Origin of the sequence: Caldisericum exile AZM16c01 (assembly GCF_000284335.1) — a bacterium.
Classification (GTDB): Bacteria; Caldisericota; Caldisericia; order Caldisericales; family Caldisericaceae; genus Caldisericum; species Caldisericum exile.
In genome coordinates this window covers 1,362,638-1,379,443 of record NC_017096.1, presented here as the reverse complement: position 1 = coordinate 1,379,443, position 16,806 = coordinate 1,362,638, and the positions used below count along the sequence as shown (strand labels likewise).

At 35.7% G+C, this 16,806-nt stretch carries 18 protein-coding genes; 6 read left to right on the top strand and 12 right to left on the bottom strand.

Annotated elements, in window-relative coordinates:
- Positions 1-2: 2 nt before the first annotated feature.
- Positions 3-1,316 (bottom strand): chloride channel protein, encoded by a 1,314-nt coding sequence (locus CSE_RS06985; protein WP_014453945.1) that lies wholly within the window; start codon positions 1,314-1,316, stop codon positions 3-5.
- Between the two features lie 248 nt (positions 1,317-1,564).
- On the opposite strand from CSE_RS06985, the gene CSE_RS06980 reads away from it, so the two are divergent.
- Positions 1,565-2,050, top strand: a complete 486-nt coding sequence (locus CSE_RS06980; RefSeq protein ID WP_014453944.1) for an HIT family protein — start codon at positions 1,565-1,567, stop codon at positions 2,048-2,050.
- 6 nt (positions 2,051-2,056) lie between these two features.
- On the opposite strand, the gene scfB is transcribed toward CSE_RS06980, so the two are convergent.
- From scfB to CSE_RS06970, 3 genes are all read right to left on the bottom strand, one after another.
- On the bottom strand, positions 2,057-3,454 hold the full coding sequence (scfB, locus tag CSE_RS06975; RefSeq protein WP_014453943.1) for a thioether cross-link-forming SCIFF peptide maturase: 1,398 nt from the start codon (positions 3,452-3,454) through the stop codon (positions 2,057-2,059).
- A 5-nt stretch (positions 3,455-3,459) separates the two neighbouring features.
- Positions 3,460-3,633, bottom strand: a complete 174-nt coding sequence (gene scfA, locus CSE_RS08150) for a six-cysteine ranthipeptide SCIFF (protein WP_014453942.1) — start codon at positions 3,631-3,633, stop codon at positions 3,460-3,462.
- A gap of 95 nt (positions 3,634-3,728) precedes the next feature.
- On the bottom strand, positions 3,729-4,106 hold the full coding sequence (locus CSE_RS06970; protein ID WP_014453941.1) for a DUF4143 domain-containing protein: 378 nt from the start codon (positions 4,104-4,106) through the stop codon (positions 3,729-3,731).
- Between the two features lie 63 nt (positions 4,107-4,169).
- Here CSE_RS06970 and CSE_RS06965 point away from each other — a divergent pair, with 63 nt between their 5' ends.
- Positions 4,170-6,221: an AAA domain-containing protein gene (locus CSE_RS06965; protein ID WP_014453940.1), complete on the top strand. Its 2,052-nt coding sequence runs from the start codon at positions 4,170-4,172 to the stop codon at positions 6,219-6,221.
- Here the strand turns inward: CSE_RS06965 and CSE_RS06960 are convergent.
- From CSE_RS06960 to rbsK, 8 genes are all read right to left on the bottom strand, one after another.
- Positions 6,213-7,382, bottom strand: coding sequence for a geranylgeranyl reductase family protein (locus CSE_RS06960; protein WP_014453939.1), 1,170 nt, complete (start codon positions 7,380-7,382; stop codon positions 6,213-6,215). The genes CSE_RS06965 and CSE_RS06960 overlap by 9 nt on opposite strands.
- Positions 7,383-8,022: 640 nt before the next feature.
- Positions 8,023-8,964 carry a nucleoside hydrolase gene (locus CSE_RS06955; protein WP_014453938.1) on the bottom strand — a complete coding sequence of 314 codons (942 nt, stop codon included), beginning with the start codon at positions 8,962-8,964 and terminating at the stop codon, positions 8,023-8,025.
- Positions 8,961-9,884, bottom strand: a complete 924-nt coding sequence (locus tag CSE_RS06950) for an ABC transporter permease (RefSeq protein ID WP_014453937.1) — start codon at positions 9,882-9,884, stop codon at positions 8,961-8,963. Before CSE_RS06950 ends, CSE_RS06955 begins: the two co-directional genes overlap by 4 nt.
- On the bottom strand, positions 9,868-10,953 hold the full coding sequence (locus tag CSE_RS06945) for an ABC transporter permease (protein ID WP_014453936.1): 1,086 nt from the start codon (positions 10,951-10,953) through the stop codon (positions 9,868-9,870). Before CSE_RS06945 ends, CSE_RS06950 begins: the two co-directional genes overlap by 17 nt.
- 3 nt (positions 10,954-10,956) lie before the next feature.
- Complete coding sequence (locus CSE_RS06940; RefSeq protein WP_014453935.1) at positions 10,957-12,480, bottom strand: ABC transporter ATP-binding protein; 1,524 nt, start codon at positions 12,478-12,480, stop codon at positions 10,957-10,959.
- A gap of 59 nt (positions 12,481-12,539) precedes the next feature.
- A complete protein-coding gene (locus tag CSE_RS06935; protein WP_014453934.1) occupies positions 12,540-13,604 on the bottom strand; it encodes a BMP family lipoprotein in 1,065 nt (354 codons plus the stop codon).
- A gap of 11 nt (positions 13,605-13,615) precedes the next feature.
- Complete coding sequence (locus CSE_RS06930; RefSeq protein ID WP_014453933.1) at positions 13,616-14,512, bottom strand: nucleoside hydrolase; 897 nt, start codon at positions 14,510-14,512, stop codon at positions 13,616-13,618.
- The gene (rbsK, locus tag CSE_RS06925; protein WP_014453932.1) at positions 14,502-15,404 is read right to left on the bottom strand and encodes a ribokinase; all 903 of its coding nucleotides are present in this window, start codon (positions 15,402-15,404) and stop codon (positions 14,502-14,504) included. The genes CSE_RS06930 and rbsK overlap by 11 nt, the downstream gene beginning before the upstream one ends.
- A 131-nt stretch (positions 15,405-15,535) precedes the next feature.
- On the opposite strand from rbsK, the gene CSE_RS06920 reads away from it, so the two are divergent.
- From CSE_RS06920 to CSE_RS06910, 4 genes are read left to right on the top strand one after another with little or no spacing between them, the layout of a single operon-like run.
- A complete protein-coding gene (locus CSE_RS06920; RefSeq protein ID WP_014453931.1) occupies positions 15,536-15,733 on the top strand; it encodes a DUF1659 domain-containing protein in 198 nt (65 codons plus the stop codon).
- 11 nt (positions 15,734-15,744) lie between these two features.
- Entirely contained in the window at positions 15,745-15,972 is a 228-nt protein-coding gene (locus CSE_RS06915) for a DUF2922 domain-containing protein (RefSeq protein ID WP_014453930.1), read from the top strand.
- A gap of 54 nt (positions 15,973-16,026) precedes the next feature.
- Positions 16,027-16,170: a YvrJ family protein gene (locus tag CSE_RS08330; RefSeq protein WP_014453929.1), complete on the top strand. Its 144-nt coding sequence runs from the start codon at positions 16,027-16,029 to the stop codon at positions 16,168-16,170.
- Positions 16,171-16,173: 3 nt separating this feature from the next.
- Positions 16,174-16,803, top strand: a complete 630-nt coding sequence (locus tag CSE_RS06910; RefSeq protein ID WP_014453928.1) for an N-acetylmuramoyl-L-alanine amidase — start codon at positions 16,174-16,176, stop codon at positions 16,801-16,803.
- Positions 16,804-16,806: the final 3 nt, after the last annotated feature.

Genomic DNA, 16,806 nt, shown 5'->3' with positions numbered 1-16,806 from the left:
ATCTATCTTTGAGTTACATATAGTGACTCACTTTCGATAAATATAGAAATTAGAGAGACAAGCAAAATATAAGGAATTAGGGATAAATTTCCCGTAGTTTCAACACCAATAACTGCCATTGCAAAAGGAATATTACCAATTCCACCAATTAATCCAAATGCACCTACTATTCCTAAAAATACTATCTCATTTAGAGTAAGAAGATTCGGGAATATGTATGCAATAAGTTTTCCAAAAGCAATACTTGAAATCTCTCCAATAAAAATGCTCGGCACAAAAAGTCCACCACCTTTTCCTATAATTACTGTGATAGCGCTTGCAATCATTTTAACGAATGGAAGAAATATAAGTTCTTTACTTGAGAGTATTGAAGGATTGTCTTTAATATAGTTAATCCATTCCAAACTCCCTCCCAAAGTTTTTGGGAAGAATGAAATTATGATCCCTACGATGAAAAGGCCAATTGCAGGATAGATAATCTTGATTATCATTGTTTTTCTAAGCAACTTTTTTCCTTTTAACATAAGCCTTATAATTCTTAAAAATACTACTTCAAAGATTCCGATAAAAATTCCCAACAAGACTACTAAAATGAGTAGTTTTATGCTAAATTTTTCGGTTATTCCAAATGGTATTAGCCTTGAATGTATTTTTGCCAACCTTGAAAATACTTCAAAACTTACAATGGAAGACACTAATGAATAAGGCAAAACCTTTGCATTTAATAATTTCTTTTGAATAATTTCTGCACCTAAGATTCCACCCCCTATAGGAGACATAAAAATTGCACCAATTCCTGCACCAATGGAAGAGGCTAAAAGAATTTTTCTTGCAGGAGTGCTTATTCTAAAAATGTTTCCAAGGAAGTATCCAACTGCACCACCAATTCCTCCTGATGGCCCTTCGTAACCTGCACTTCCACCGGCTCCAAGTATTACTGATGAAATCGCAAATTCGCTTGCAAACTCTTTGCCTGTGATTTCAGAGTCGGTATAAATAGCATCAATAATCCTTTCTGTGCCGTAATATTCTTTATCTTTCAAGAGTTTGTGTTGTATAAACCCGCTTAACAAACCTGCAAGTGTTAGAACGGTGATTAAAAGCATTTTTTGTCTTACATCTAATGTAATTGGAAACTCTTTAATGCAAAGGACTTTTTCCAATACAAAAAAGTTTATTCCCTTAATCACTGAATAGAATATGAATACCGCAATTCCTGTGAGTATTCCTACAATTGCATTTATTAAGAGAAATTTTAAAATAAATTTGCCTTTGAGCCTAACACTTTTTGCTCTTAATCTAATTACAGGTTTCATCAGTTTATTTCATTATCCACTACAAATATGTTGCCTTGTGCAATTTTCTTAATCCTTTGTAATCTTTTTTAGCAGATTCTACGAGATACTATTATATTATTACCTATTTGAATTATATACGAAATTGTTCTGAGTCAAAGGAAAATCCCTATATGATTTTTCCCAACATTATATTATGGGAGTTTTCTTATAACTTTATCTAACCACAGATATTGAGTCAAGTGTACTTTTTGTTATAATAGGGCAACATGAGAAACTTATTTGCGCCATGGCGAAAAACATATATTCAAAATGCGCATAAAAAAGATAGGGATTGCTTTATTTGTGTTGCAGCAAATTCCTTAAATGATGAGGAGAGCCTTGTTGTGAAAAGGGGAAATTTTGCAATTATAATACTCAATCGATATCCATATAATTCAGGGCATGTGATGATTTGTCCCAAAAGACACATTAAGTTTCCTTACGAACTCAATGAAGATGAGCAAAAAGAAATCATGCAGTTTTTAGGACTTGCAGTTAAGATGCTTGAAAACGTTTATCACCCAGAAGGCTTTAATATTGGCGTTAATATTGGCCGTGCAGCAGGTGCAGGCGAAGAGCATCTTCATTTCCATGTAGTCCCTCGATGGGGTGGGGATACAAATTTTATGTCCGTATTTGGGGAAACAAGGGTAATTCCCGAAACAATTGAAGAAACCTATAAGAAATTGAAAGAGGAATTTAACAAGGCGTAATTTAGATTACCTTACAGAATCTCTTTTTTCAGAAAGTTGTGTTGTTGGGACTTCTATATCGAGTTCTCTTAATTTGTATGCAACATAAAGTGCTGCTTCAATGCGCATTTTTTGGATATCGCAGCCAATTTCATAAGGCTTGAAGATATCGCCGTTCATAGTATAGTTATTTGCAAGGCAACCGCCAGAGCAATAGAACCTTGCCCAACATGTTGCACATTCTTTTTTATTAAAGAGAAAATTTGCTTTTCTGAATTTTTCTTGCAATTCTTTGTTTGTAATGCCTGAAAATACATCTCCCAACTTTGTTTCTTTTATGCCATCAAATTGATGACATGGATATATTGAGCCATCGGGTGATACTGCAATATATTCAACACCTGCACCACATCCATGAATACGCTTTTGAATACATGGGCCTGCCTCTAAGTCGAGATTAAAGTGGAAGAAGTTCCAAGTGCTTTCTTTTTGTGAATTTACGTATTCTATTGCAAGGTGCTCATACTCCTTTTTAAGAATTTGCAAATCCTCTTTTTTAATTCCAATATCTTCTTCTTTTGTTACGACAGGTTCAAGAGAAATATATTTAAAGCCAAAGTTATGTAGATCCATAACGGTTTTTGATATTTCAAGCGTATTGTGTGTATAGGTGCCCCTTACGTAGTATCCACCAGATTCGGCTCTGTGCTCTGTCACCTTCTTTATTTTCGGAAATACCAAATCAAAAGTGCCAAGACCACTTCTCAGTACTCTATATTTGTCATTTACATGCTTATCACCATCGAGGCTTAATACGATACTCACATCGTTATCATAGAGAAACTTTTCAATCTCATCTGTTAGAATGCTTCCGTTTGTTGTTATTGTGAATCGCCATTTTTTATTCTTATAAGTTTCTTTTGCATACTCTATCGTTTTCTTTACAACCTCAAAATTGAGGAGGGGCTCCCCTCCAAAGAAATCAACTTCAAGAGTAACGCGTCCTGATGAATTTTTTGCAAGAAAATCAATCGCAGCCTTTGCTACATCAAAACTCATCAAGGCATCAGATCCGCCATAATTGCCCTTTTTTGCAAAGCAATAAAGACATCCAAAGTTGCAGGAGTGTGCAACATTAAGGCACATTGATTTTAATATGAGATTGGACTCAAAATATTTTGGAGGTTTTGAAAAAAGAATGCCATCTCTAATGAGTTCATCGACTTCTTCTTGTATTTCGAATGCAACCTCCCCAAACTTTTCCTTTGTTATGTTAAAGGCTTTTTCTTTTGAATCTGTTTCTTGAAGGCTTTTCAAATAAAAATACGTTATCTCATCCAAGTTTAAGAGGCTTCCCGAATTTACGTCAACAGCAAAAAATTCCCCGTTAAAGGGGAAGAGATGCACCAAAGATTCGTCAAACATTCAGACTACCAGATCCACCTTTTAACAGGTTTCTTTATTTCACAAACTTGGTTTCCAACAGTTACACTTGTCTTGCATGCGGACTTACAAGGCGTTTGACATGCCCTGCAGTCATGTGCCTTATCGATATTCCAGAATGGCTTTTTTGCTACAATTTTTACATGCTTTACTGTATTCATCTTATCAAGCCTCCTTACAACATATTATAAATTTTAAATCCATTTTTTGCAAGTTGCGGTAATAATTATTTAGAGATTTTGGTAATTGGTGAATTTTATATTACAAAATCAAGGTAGTTCTCTTTTGTAATCACTTCGAAAGTCGAGTTTTTATAAGTCTCGAAGAATAACTTGGGCGGTTTAACGATTTTATTCCACTTTATTTCAAAAGAGAGTATTTCTCCTTGAGATTCTTCTATTAGGTCTATCTCACCATTGCTATACGTTCTCCAAAAGTACAAATTTGTAAAAGTCCTCAAGTATTTATGTTTTTTTAATCTCTCGGCTATTACAAAATTTTCGAAAAGAGCACCAACATCATCTCTTGAATCTAACTTGTTGAAATTGTTTATTATACCGTTTCTTATCCCTGTATCATAAAAGTAGTATTTGTTCTTGACGTTAATTTCACTTCTTGGACTTCTAATCTTCAAAAACTCTATTAATTTTTGAAAATTGTTTTTGATTTATTGACAGAAATTGTATAATTTTGTAAGATGACAAATTTAAAAGGGGTTGTAATAAAGGAGTTTGAAAGCTCTGGGAAAAAAGGTATTACACTTTCAACTGATGACGGTGTATTCAATATTGTTTTTGAAAAACCTGTTGAGTTATCAAATGTTAAAAAATTGAGTCTTGTAAACCTTAAAGAAGTAGGTGGAGGCTTTCACAGAACATTTTTGTTTAGAGATGACTCTTTTGTGTCATTTTACCCAGGCTTTCTTGTCCAGCCAGAAGAAATTGAGGAAGACAGTTTCTCAACACTCTTTAAGATTTTTAGTGGCGCTCCCCTTAAGGAATCTTTCGAAAGCGAAATCTTTTATGCAGTTAGAGGCATAAAGGAAAGCGAGCGTTTTAAATCCTTAATTGAAAGATTTCCAAAAGACATCAAGGCAAAGTTCAGTTTTTATCCTTATATTTTTGATACGACCTTTGGGTTTTTTATTAAGGATGCACTTTTCTTTGGAAGGTTTCCCGTTGTATTTGAAGGGAATCTTACTAAAGGTGTAGTTCAAGCGCTTTCCTCAAAATTTGAAGAGTATTTAGTTATGAGCAGTGTCGCTACCTTTGAAGAGAGAAAAATTTCTCTTATCGATAAGAAACAGGTGATATCAAAGAGAAACAACTTTGCAAACCTTGTTTATTCATTCTTTAAGGTGCTTGAAAGCAATGTTAACAAAAACAATCCCAATATGGTTGATTATGCATATATCCTCGACCATAAAGAGATATTTGAAGAACCAATCAATGATTTTCTTAAAGAATTTAGAGATGCACGCAAACACATTAAAAAACTTCTTGAAGGGACGCTTGAAAACATTAAGACAACGAGACTTTACAATGCCGAAGGCGATGATTTTACATTTAAGGCTCTCATCAAGGATAACGAATTAAACCTTGATAGGGGTACTCCTTGTATGCTTTTTGAAAGGCCACCTCTTAATATGAGAATTTTTGGCATAGTTAAGTCAGTTGACTTTAATTCAATTTCAGGTGCAGTTGATTACAAAACCGTGTCGCCTGAATTTATTGCACCCCTTAAAACAATTAGAAAAGAAGTTAAAGGAATTGTTAACATAAAAAGAGCATCAGACACTTTGAGGGATTTTCTTATAAACGGAAGATTTTTACCCCACGTGGATAAACTTTTCGGAAATGCCGTTGAGTTAATTGAAAGTGCTCCAACATTTGCGATTATCAAAGGTGATTTTGGAACAGGCAAAAAATTTATTATCGGAGAATTCTTGCGAAAGCACCCAGAAACAAGAAGTCTCATATTCTCTAAAAGTTTTTACAAGCCACTCAGAGAAATTTTTGGAAATTTTGTAGAAAAACGAGTAGAAAACCTTGAAGGAACATACGATTACATTTTCTACTTTGATAGAAATATCGATAAAATAACTATATTAAATTTTGCACCATTTACAAATAATATCATTGTATTTACCTATGATAGCGCGGTTCCATTCGAAAATCTTTTAGACGACCAGAGAATCTTTACACTCGCAAAAGCAGTTGGCTTTGATAAGTGTATTCATAGATTTGTTTCAAAATTTTATCCCTTGCGTTCAGAGGCCACTTTAGATATTTCAGAATTTAAAATTCTTAACAAAGAAAATATCGAAAGTGAATTTATTCCTCTTGTTAATCCAGAAAAAGTTGTGCAGTTTGTGGGTGTTAAGGGCAGCGTTGAATTTGAAAAAAACAAACTCAATAGAAATGAAGCGAATTTTACCATAACTCTTATAAAGCAATTCCTAAAAGGCGGTGTAGAGCGCTCATCAATTGAGGTAATCGTTCCATACGAAAGACAAAAGGCCTATATTATAGAGCAATTGAAAAATAATCAAATTGAAGGTGTAAAAGTCTCTCTTGTAGATGAAGCAATTCAATCTCCAATTGTGATAATAAATTTTGTTGATTTAGAAACTCTTCCAAAGATTTTTGAAGACAAATTTAATCTTGCCTATGCTATAACAAGGGCAAGAAGTAAAGTAATACTTGTTGGTTCGCCAACTTTAACCAAAAAAGAAAAATTTTTATCCTAACAATTTTCTTCTAATATAAATTAATGGTATCTTTGGGGTATGTAGTAGCAATTTTAAGCCAGTTATGGCAGGATTGTCCATAAATCCGTATTGTAGCAAAATTTCAGAAATTTTTTTTCTGTTTAGATTTTTGATTATTTCATCTTTATCACTATCGGTTAAGGAGGTATATACGTCTCTTAAAAAAATTTCTTTTTTGAATTCGTTTGATAATACTTTTTTCCATCGGTTATCATAAGTTTCAAGAATCTTATAAAAATTTGCGCTATCTTTAAATGCTGCGATTACTGTTTCACTAAGAATATTTCCTGCTATAAAGCCTGTCAGAAGTCCACCACCCGAGAATGGCTTAACTTGTCTTGCAGCATCGCCTACAAAAAGAATATTTTTAAAAGCGGTTTTCTTTGGTATGCCGATTGGGATGCTCCATACAACTGGTTTCCCTGTAATTTTTGCACTTGAAAGCACTCCCCATGTTTTAAAAAGAAAGTCTAATTTATCGAGAAGATTTCTTCCAATGTCTTCACCAAATCCAACACGAGCATTGTTTTGGTTTGTTGGTATAGCCCATGCAAACCAATTGTGCGCAACTTGGTTATTCATATATATGAAAGCGATTTCAGTGTCTTTTAATGGAATTTCTACATCAATTTGCACTGTGTAGATTGTGCTTCCATTAATTTCAATATTTAACATCTTTTGAATTGCAGATGTTGAGCCTGTTGCAACTACAATGACTTTTGTACTGAAAATTTTTCCATTTGTAAGGGTAATGTTGGATTCCCCATTTTTTATTTCGATACTTTCAATGTGAGCATTATAAAAGAATTTTGCTCCGCTTTCCTTTGCCCTTCTTTCCATAAGGATGTCGAAGTTGCTTCTGTCAATAACTGCAGCATAGGGAGTGTCTCTTTTAAATTGAAAATTGCTTTCTTTATAGGAGAAAACTTCCGCACCTTTTATATAATTCAAAATGAGAGAATTGTCTAAGTTTGTAAGTTCGATAAATTCCATTGGGACAAGCCCTGAGCAGTGGTTTGGGAATCCAATTTTCGTTTTTGCCTCTAATACTGCAACCGAGATTCCTTCCTTTGCAAGATTATTTGCAACATTGCATCCAATTGGCCCACCGCCAATAACTATCACATCAAACTTTTCCACAGTAGATTATACAACAAATTTACTAATGAAGGAGTGAGGTCTATTCCTTATCATACACCTACCCAGAAAACATAAGGAATTATTTTTACTTTTTAAAGGTAATTAGAATGGGGATTCACCTTCTTCTGTTGTTAGTCTATCAAAGTAGATTTTGCAAGGTGTCCACACCTTTAAGAGAGATTTAAGGATGCTCCTAAGTCAAATTAAAGGAGGAGATTCCTCAGGCTAAAGCCTTCGGAATGACTTTTAATTGGCACTCCGAGGAATGAAATGACGAGGAGTCTTCGACATTTAGGGGGAGTTAGAGGGGGAGAATTGGTAATCCCCCTCTAACTAAAAGAGGAGATTCCTCGCCTTCGGCTTCGGAATGACTATGTATGTGTCATTTCGAACGCAGTGAGAAATCTCCGCCTTTCAGGGGGGGTCATAGGGGAGTGAAGTTTATCCCCTACATTAAAAATAGGAGGTTCTTTGCTTTATCTTCTTACCTCAGACTTTGCTCTCAACAACTCTAACAACAGTTTAAAATTTTTTATTAATGAAGGTAATATGGACTATGGGCTCTTCTATTTAAAAAATAATACACCCCGCCATAGGCGGGGCATGATTTGTAGAAAATAATATTAAGTTTTGTATCAATTTATGTCCATTTCTCATCAAAATACTTTATTGCTTCAATCATGAGCGTTTTGAATTTAGGAAGATTAAGATCAAGTGCAACATAGGCGTTGGGCTCCTTTTTTAAGACGTTATAGAAATCAACGACTGTTTGCCCCCTTGTGAATTCACCCTTTGTCTCAATATCTACGTGTAGGTGTTTAAGTGTAAGAATCGTTGGGTCAATAAGATATGATACGGCGAGTGCATCGTGGATTGGTGCTCCATCAAAACCGAAAAATTCGTTATTTGCCTTTCCGAAAAATCTTAAAAGTGGTGCAATTACACGTGACACATGACCGTTAAGACTTTCAATATAATCGATATCTTCAAAAGTTAAAAGTGCTCTGTTTGTGACATCAAGCCCAACCATCACTATAGGAATTCCGCTTTCAAAGACAATCTTTGCAGCCTCTGGATCAACATAAATATTGAATTCAGCACCCGGCGTAAAGTTTGAATCATGGAAGGCACCCCCCATGAGAACGATTTTCTCAATTTTGTCTTTAATTTTTGGCTCTTTTAGGAGTGAAACCGCAATGTTTGTCAAAGGTCCTGTTGGTACAAGATGAATTTTCTCATCTGAATTCATTACTGTTTCAATAATAAAGTCAACTGCGTGTTTGTTAGTCGCATTTCCTTTTGGTTCAGGAAGATTTGCGCCATCAAGTCCTGAAACTCCATGTATTTGAGGTGCTGTAACAAGATCTCTTAGAATTGGTTTATCAAATCCCCTTGAAACTTTGACATCAGTTCTTCCAATGAGATTCAATACTCTTAAAGCGTTTATATAGGTCTTCTCACCTGTTTGATTGCCTGCAACAGTTGTAATTCCTAAAACTTCAAGTTCCTTGCTTGAAAGTGCAAGAATTATTGCAAGCATATCATCATGTCCTGGATCACAATCAAGTATGATTTTTTTCATTCTTCACCTACCTCTTTTTCTTTTGCAGTTCTTGCAGAATAAATTGTTAATACCAAAACTGTCACAATATATGGGATAACCTGAATTATCTCTGATGGGATATTGATAGGCGCAAGGAAGTTTGCAAGTGCGTAAACAATACCAAAAAGAAGCGACCCTAAAAGTGTTCCTAAGGGCATATTTCCACCGATTGAGGATGCCGCTATTGCAATGAAACCACGCCCTGCTGTCATATCACGTCCAAACCATGAGACATACCCCATTGAAAGATAAAGACCACCTAACGCACCGAAAACTCCTGAAATTATAAGCGCATATAGTTTTATTCTTACAACATTTATACCCACTGAACTTGCTGCATCTGGATTTTGCCCTACGGCCCTTATTTTAAGCCCTAATGGTGTGTGAAAAACAATTACATAGTAGATTGCAACCGACAGAAACGCAATATAAACAAGAATATTTTGATTATTTAAGATTCCGCCTAAAATTGGAATTTCAGAGAGAAAATCTAATTTTATTATTGGAAATACAAGACTTTTGAGCGAGCTTGAAACCCCTTTATCATGCGCAAATATGTAAAGTAGGAATACTGTTATACCTGATGCAAACAAATTCAAGGCAATTGCTGCAAGGATAATATCTGCCTTTAATTTCAGGCTGAAGTAACCAAGTATCAAGGCTATAAGAACACCTGCGGAAATTCCTGCAATAAGTGATAACCATAAATTCTGAGTAAATGCAGAAACAACTACTCCTGCAAATGCTGAGACGAGCATGATTCCTTCAAGGGCAATGTTTGTTGAACCAGAAAGAGACGAGATTGCAACTCCAAGTGCAGGGAAAATAATAGGTGTTGCAACTCTTAAAACCGAAAAAAGAAACGTTGTTGAAAGTATGCTTTTAAGAAGGGGATTCATTTTCGAGCACCTCCTTTTCTGCAACTTGAACGGTAATTCTGTATTTAACGTTTTCAAGGAATGCCTCTGCTGTAATAAGAAGGATAATGATTGCTTCAATTACACTTATTAACTCATAGGGAACATCTGAAAGAAGGTTTAAAACCTGTCCCCCAATTCTTAAATAAGCAAGGAAAAATGCCGCAAACATTATGAGTATTGGATTATTTCGTCCAATAATTGAAACAACCACTCCATCCCAACCATATCCTGGAAGCGATTGCCACAGGAATCGCCTGTGAATTCCCATTACCTCTGACATTCCGCCAATGCCTGCAAAAATGCCACCAATTATCGATGACAATACTATAACTTTGAATACATTTATACCGCTATACTTTGCAAAATGAAAGTTGAATCCAACCATTCTAATTTCATAGCCAAGTGTCGTATGGTACAGGAAATAGTAAGCAATAAAAACCGATGCAATAGCAATTAAGAAGCCTATGTGTATTCTTGTATTGGGAATGAACTGCTTCAAATATACGGTATCGGGAAGTCTGTAAGATGTAAGGTATCCTGCAGATTTATCTCTAAAGTGGTAATTGATAAGATATATGGAAATAAAGTAGGCGATATAGTTAAGCATAAGCGTAAGGACAACCATGTTTGCTCTAAATTTTGCTTTAAGATACCCAGGAATAAATCCCCACAAAGCACCCATAAGGCCTGCAAATGTAAGAACTACAATGATGTAAACAAATCCAGGAAGATTAAGTTTCTGTATAATTAAGGCGAAGGCTGTGCCAAGTGCTGCACTTATAAAAAATGTGCCTTCTGCACCTACGTTAAATTGTTGTGCTTGGAACGGTATTGCAATTGCGATACCGCAAAAGATAATAGGTGTAGCAAGTTCGATAATGTTTCCAATTCTGCTTATAGAACCAAACGGCCCAAGGAAAAGGTATCCTAAAGAAGCGATAGAATTTTTCGAAACAAGAAGAATTATAGAGATGCTAATAACAAAACCAATAAGAATTGCAATAATTGTCCTTAAGAGGTTAAAATATTTAAGAATGAATTTTTCCATACATCACTCACCTTTCTTCAAGCCAAGCATATATGGGCCTAAGTCAACACCGTTAAGCCCCACAACTTTGTCAAAGGACTTTACGATTTCACCATTATAGATCACAAGTATTCGTGAGGAAAGTTTCAGTATCTCATCAAGGTCTGCAGAAACAAGCAAAACTGCACACCCTGAATCTCTTGCATTTTTGATGAAATTATGTACTAACTCTTCACTTCCAACATCGATACCTCTTACAGGTTGTGAAGCGATGATAACTTTTGGATTGCTTGATAATTCTCTTGCGACAACTACTTTTTGTATATTACCACCAGAAAGTGCATTTACTGTTGAGTCAATTGATGGGGTAAGGATATTGAATTGTTTCACAAGTTCGTTTGCGTAGTTATCAATAAATTGATAATTTAGTATACCTCTTTTAGAGAAATTACCCTTATAGTACCTATCAGAGATGAGGTTTTCCTTTATCTTTGCTTTTTCTGCAACACCGTTTTTCATTCTGTCTTCTGGTATATGTGCAACGCCTATTTCACGGATTTCTCGAACAGACCGATCAACTATATTTTGTCCAAGCACATAAACTGCACTGCTTGTTGCCTTTCTAAGACCTGTAAGGATTTCAACAAGTTCGGTTTGCCCATTTCCTTCAACACCTGCAATCCCAACAATTTCCCCCGACCTTACCTCAAAATTGATATTTTTTAAAACATGAATTTTCTCTCTATTTATGTAATTTAGATTTTCAACTTTTAGGGCAATGTTTCCAATATGTTTGCTTTCCTCTATTCTTTCAAATGAAACCTCTCGTCCTACCATTAGTCTTGCAATGTCGTGTTCAGATAGATGCGATGCATCGTCAGTTGCAATTACTTTGCCATCACGCATTACGGTTACTTTATCTGCAATTTCCTTTACTTCTTTAAGTTTGTGAGAGATAAAAATGATTGTTTGCCCTTGCTCCTTTAGTTCTTTCAGTGATTTGAATAATACATCTGTTTCCTGAGGAGTGAGAACTGCTGTTGGTTCATCTAAGATGAGAATGTCTACATTCCTTAAAAGTGCCTTAAGAATTTCAACTCTCTGCTTCACTCCTATAGGAAGTTCTTTTACCTTTTTGTCCAATGGAACTTCTATTTTATATTTTTCTATATAGCTTTGTACGAGATTACGCATCTCTTTTTTATCAAGAAATATCATAAATTTCCTTGGTTCGATTCCCAATGTGAGGTTTTCTACAACAGTTAAGTCCTCTGCAAGCATGAGGTGTTGATGCACCATTCCAATACCTTGCTTGATTGCATCCATTGGTGTTTTGAAATGGACCATTTTTCCTTTTACATAAATTTTTCCTTCTTCGGGCTCTTCCATGCCAAAGATGATCTTCATTAGAGTTGATTTTCCTGCACCATTTTCCCCTACGATTGCATGGATTGTTTTACTTTCTATATCAAGATTAACTTTCTTATTTGCTACAACTCCATTTGGATAAACCTTTACTATGTCTCTCAAGGATATTGCAATTGCCATATGTACCTCCAAACGAAAAAAGGGAAGGCATTTATGCCTTCCCGTGAAGACTAATTTTCTTAACTTCCGAATGCTGTATCTACCTTTATTTCTCCCTTAATGATCTTTTGTGCAAGTTCATTTACCTTGTCCCTAAATTCTTGTGGCACTAATTTTTGATAGTTTTCGTTATCTGCTACACCAACACCATCTTCTGCAAGTCCCAGAGATTCTGCCTTACCGAATTCAAGTTTGCCTTCAAGATAAAGTTTAAGCGCTCTATAAATTGACTTATCGACATTCTTCATCATTGAAGTAACTATATGAGATGCCGCTTCTGGGTCTTTGTCTTTTAGCATGATATACTGGTCTGAGTCAACGCCAATTGCATATTTATTTTTCTCTTTCGCTGCATCAATCAGTCCAAGACCAGTTTCACCTGCAACGTTGAATGCAATATCTGCTCCTTGGTCATACTGGGCGAGCACCAGCTCTTTACCTTTTGCAGGGTCATTAAAGGATGCTGCGTAAGAAACAAGAACTTTTACATCTGGATTGATGTAGTGTGCGCCTTGAATGTAGCCGACCTTGAAGTCGTTAATTACTGGGATATCCATTCCACCGAGGAAACCAATAACTTTATCTTTGTTTGCAAGTGGCATATTGGATGTGGTAATCATTGCGGCAAGCGCTCCTACAAGGAAGGATGCTTCATTCTGCTTGTAAAGAATTGAATAGACATTCCCAAGGTTCCCCTTTGAATAGTCAACAGAAGTGTCGAAAATAATGAATTTTTTGTCTGGATGATTTGGTGCAACCGCTGTAACTGCATCAACCATTTGCCAAGTTCCGATAATGATTATTTCAGAATCTCCCTGTGCAAGTTGCTCAAGGTCTGGCTGCCACTTTGCTGGATCATAACCTCCCTCAATAACTTTTCCATCAACACCAAGGTCTTTAACTGCCATCTCAAGACCTCTGTTTGCTGAGTCAAAGAAAGATTTGTCACCAAGAGTTCCGTTAATGTAAAGAGTGACTTTAACCTTTTTCTGAGTTTCGGTTGTAGTTGTCTTTTTACAACCTGGTGCAACTGCAACGCTTACTAATAAGACTACTGCAAGTAGCACTAATAGTGCCTTTTTCATGCATTACCTCCTTAAAATATGTTTTTGAAAAAATCCAGGAAATTTCTCTTATCTACTTCCATTATGATTTCTGTCCCGTGTCCTTCACCTATAAATGATGCTCCTCTCATAAGGGAGCCATGGGATAATTCCATATGCATTGATGTATTGATTTTGGATTTAATAATGTTTGGACTAAGGAATGTTACAAGCGCCATGGGATCAGGGAGAAATACGCCCCTTACACCGCGAGATTTTTCTACAAAATCCATTACGGCTTTTTCCATCTGAAGTATAAGGGCGCCTTCTTTGCCTTTAAAAGTTTCTTTTAGTTCATCTTCGAAGATTGGTGTTGAAACCACTGGATCCCATGGGACCAAGTGGATTGGGATTCCAAGCCTTAAAACGAATTCCGCAGCCTCTGGATCGTAAAAGAAATTGAATTCGGCAAATCTGGTAACATTTCCAACATTTACTGCACCACCCATTGAAACAATTTTAGACACATAATTTTTAAGTTCTGGATAAAGATTAAAGGCCATTGCAATATTTGTAAGGGGCCCAAGCGTTAGAAGGATTATTCCTGGGTTTTCTTTTGCTAGTTTATAAATTGCAAATGGTGCGGGAATCTCTTCGGCGATTTTTTCCGACTTTTCAAGTTCCACATTGCCAAGACCATTTTCTCCGTGGATCTTTGCAGGTGTTGTTTTTTCAGAAATTAAAGGTTTGTGTGCACCTTTAAAAACCTTAATATCGTTTCTTCCCATAAAGTTAAGAATTCGTAGCACATTATCAGTTACCTGATCCACATATACATTTCCCGAAACGGTTGTAATTCCCACAATATCGATCCCGTATTTTATCGCACTCATAATTGTTACTGCATCATCAATACCGCAATCTGTATCAATGATCATCTTATAATTCACAATGCACCTCCAAAAATTTGACAATCTCATCGTATGTTGGCGACGAGATAGCAGCCCCTTTTCTTGTTACTGATATTGCAGCAGCTGCATTGCCAAATCTCAAAGCATCTTTAATGCTCATTCCTTTGGAAAGGGCTGCTACAAAACTTCCGTTAAATGTATCTCCTGCTCCAGTGGTATCTACCACATCTACTTTAAAAGCAGGAACAACAAAGTCTTCGCTTTCGTTAATGAATCTAACGCCTCTTTCTCCCATTTTAAAAACAATATTTTTTGCTCCAAGTTTCAAAAGTTCGTATGGATCGTTTGAATTTGTGAGTTTCCTTAATTCATTTTCGTTTGGCGTAATAAAATCTGCAAAAGGTATTACCTTTGTGAGTTCATTTTTTACAGGCGCAGGGTCAAAAATCACTGTTGCATTTGATGATTTTGCAATTTGTGATGCCTCAACAAGCACATCCACATGAATTTCTCCTTGAAGAAGTAAAAAATCTCCAACTTTTATATTACTTTTGAGATATTTTAATTCTTCGCTGCCCACCTTTCCATTTGCGCCTTCTATAATTGTAATCCTATTTTCTCCTTTATCATCCACATTAATTACTGCAATGCCTGTTTCTGTATGTTCATCAATAATGAGGTGATTTTCTACATTGAATTTTCGGAGTGAATTAATGGCTATTGTTGAGAATATATCACTTCCAACACGGCCTATGAAGGTGACATTACCCGAAGCCTTCTTTGCTGCGACAGCCTGATTTGCTCCTTTTCCACCTTGATTTATTAGAAATTCTTTACCAACAATCGTTTCACCTGCTTCAGGAAAACGCTCTGCATAAACGACAAGGTCAACATTAATACTTCCAAGTACAAAAATTTTGGCATTATCCATAAATGAATTTTAACAAATTTTAAAATGATTTGCAACAGTATAAAGGAAAATATTTTTTCCAAATTTTCGACACCCCTTACATATTATTAGGCGAAGGGGAAAACCCTTCAAAAATTTTATGGGAGGTAAACATGACTGTTTTAGAGAAAAATGGAGTATTAGAAATTGTATTTGATGTAAATGGTAAGGCAAGGCGTGAAAGTATAACTGGTATTAAGCCTTCTGCAACTGATGCTGATTTATTTGAAGTTGCACAGAGTATTATAAATCTTCTATCGGATACTGTAAGTGACGTTAGGAGAAGAATTGTTAAGACTTATGCTGCATAAGGAGGTAGAGCATGGCTAATATAACTACAAAGGTTTTAAGGCTTGTTTTTAAAACGGAAAATGGTAAGACATATGCAATGGAGTTTGCAAACCCAAAGGATACGATTACTTCTCAAAAGGTTGAGACTTTGGGCAATTTGATTGTTGCAAAGAATATTGTAACTACAAAAAATGGCGATTTGGTGCAGTTTGTTGATGGCGGAATTGTTGAGAGGACTTTTACAGATTTAGTGCCATAAGTTTTGTTTTAGATCAGGGGGCAATTGCCCCCTAAAGTTTAAAGGGAGGCAAATATGGATGAAATTATAACTTTAATTCAAAATGTAGGCTTTCCAATTGCAATTACAGTTTATCTCCTTGTCGTTTTTGGAGCAAAGATTGATAGACTGTCAGATGCAGTTGAGAAACTTGCAAACCTTATTGAAAGTAAGGTGTAGGCCGTGAGGCAAATAAAGTATATTGTTTTACATCACTCTGCAACTGATGTTTATGGCGATGGAAGTGTGCTCGCCGATGCAATAATGTCAAACCAAAGAAGAAAGTGGATAAAGGATTTTCCAAATTATGTTTGTGATTATCACTATATGGTGGGGCCAACGGGAAAAATATTCAAAGGACAACCTGAAGAATTTCCCGGATGGCATGCAACAAATTACGTGGTTAACCTTGAAAGTATAGGTGTTTGTTTTCTTGGTAATTTTGAAAAAAGTAGAATGCAGGTTGCACAATTTGATGCGGGGGTAAAATTATTGAAGGATATTGTTAAGCGCTACGATATAAAAAGCGAAAATGTCGTGCGCCATAAGGATGTTATTTCAGATGAAACAGGAAGGCGCAACTCAACGCTTTGTCCTGGGAAGTATTTCCCATATGAAGAGATGCTTAATACTGTATTTGCCGGAACGAAAGGGACGGAAAATGATTATCTATACAAGGATGTAATTCAAAAACTCAACGAATTAGGAATCATTGTAGGCGATGGAAATTCTTTTCGACCTAAGGACCCAATGACCCGTGAAGAAGGGTTTCTTATCGCCTATAGAATTTTAAAACTCTTGAAGGCATTTTGAAGT

Coding starts and splice junctions, on each gene's coding strand:
- CSE_RS06945 (WP_014453936.1), bottom strand. CDS start 10,953: ATGGAAAAATTCATTCTTAAATATTTTAACCTCTTAAGGACAATTATT.
- CSE_RS06980 (WP_014453944.1), top strand. CDS start 1,565: ATGAGAAACTTATTTGCGCCATGGCGAAAAACATATATTCAAAATGCG.
- CSE_RS06940 (WP_014453935.1), bottom strand. CDS start 12,480: ATGGCAATTGCAATATCCTTGAGAGACATAGTAAAGGTTTATCCAAAT.
- CSE_RS08330 (WP_014453929.1), top strand. CDS start 16,027: ATGGATGAAATTATAACTTTAATTCAAAATGTAGGCTTTCCAATTGCA.
- rbsK (WP_014453932.1), bottom strand. CDS start 15,404: ATGGATAATGCCAAAATTTTTGTACTTGGAAGTATTAATGTTGACCTT.
- CSE_RS06915 (WP_014453930.1), top strand. CDS start 15,745: ATGGCTAATATAACTACAAAGGTTTTAAGGCTTGTTTTTAAAACGGAA.
- scfB (WP_014453943.1), bottom strand. CDS start 3,454: ATGTTTGACGAATCTTTGGTGCATCTCTTCCCCTTTAACGGGGAATTT.
- CSE_RS06920 (WP_014453931.1), top strand. CDS start 15,536: ATGACTGTTTTAGAGAAAAATGGAGTATTAGAAATTGTATTTGATGTA.
- CSE_RS06955 (WP_014453938.1), bottom strand. CDS start 8,964: ATGAAAAAAATCATACTTGATTGTGATCCAGGACATGATGATATGCTT.
- CSE_RS06965 (WP_014453940.1), top strand. CDS start 4,170: ATGACAAATTTAAAAGGGGTTGTAATAAAGGAGTTTGAAAGCTCTGGG.
- CSE_RS06985 (WP_014453945.1), bottom strand. CDS start 1,316: ATGAAACCTGTAATTAGATTAAGAGCAAAAAGTGTTAGGCTCAAAGGC.
- CSE_RS06950 (WP_014453937.1), bottom strand. CDS start 9,884: ATGAATCCCCTTCTTAAAAGCATACTTTCAACAACGTTTCTTTTTTCG.
- CSE_RS06935 (WP_014453934.1), bottom strand. CDS start 13,604: ATGAAAAAGGCACTATTAGTGCTACTTGCAGTAGTCTTATTAGTAAGC.
- scfA (WP_014453942.1), bottom strand. CDS start 3,633: ATGAATACAGTAAAGCATGTAAAAATTGTAGCAAAAAAGCCATTCTGG.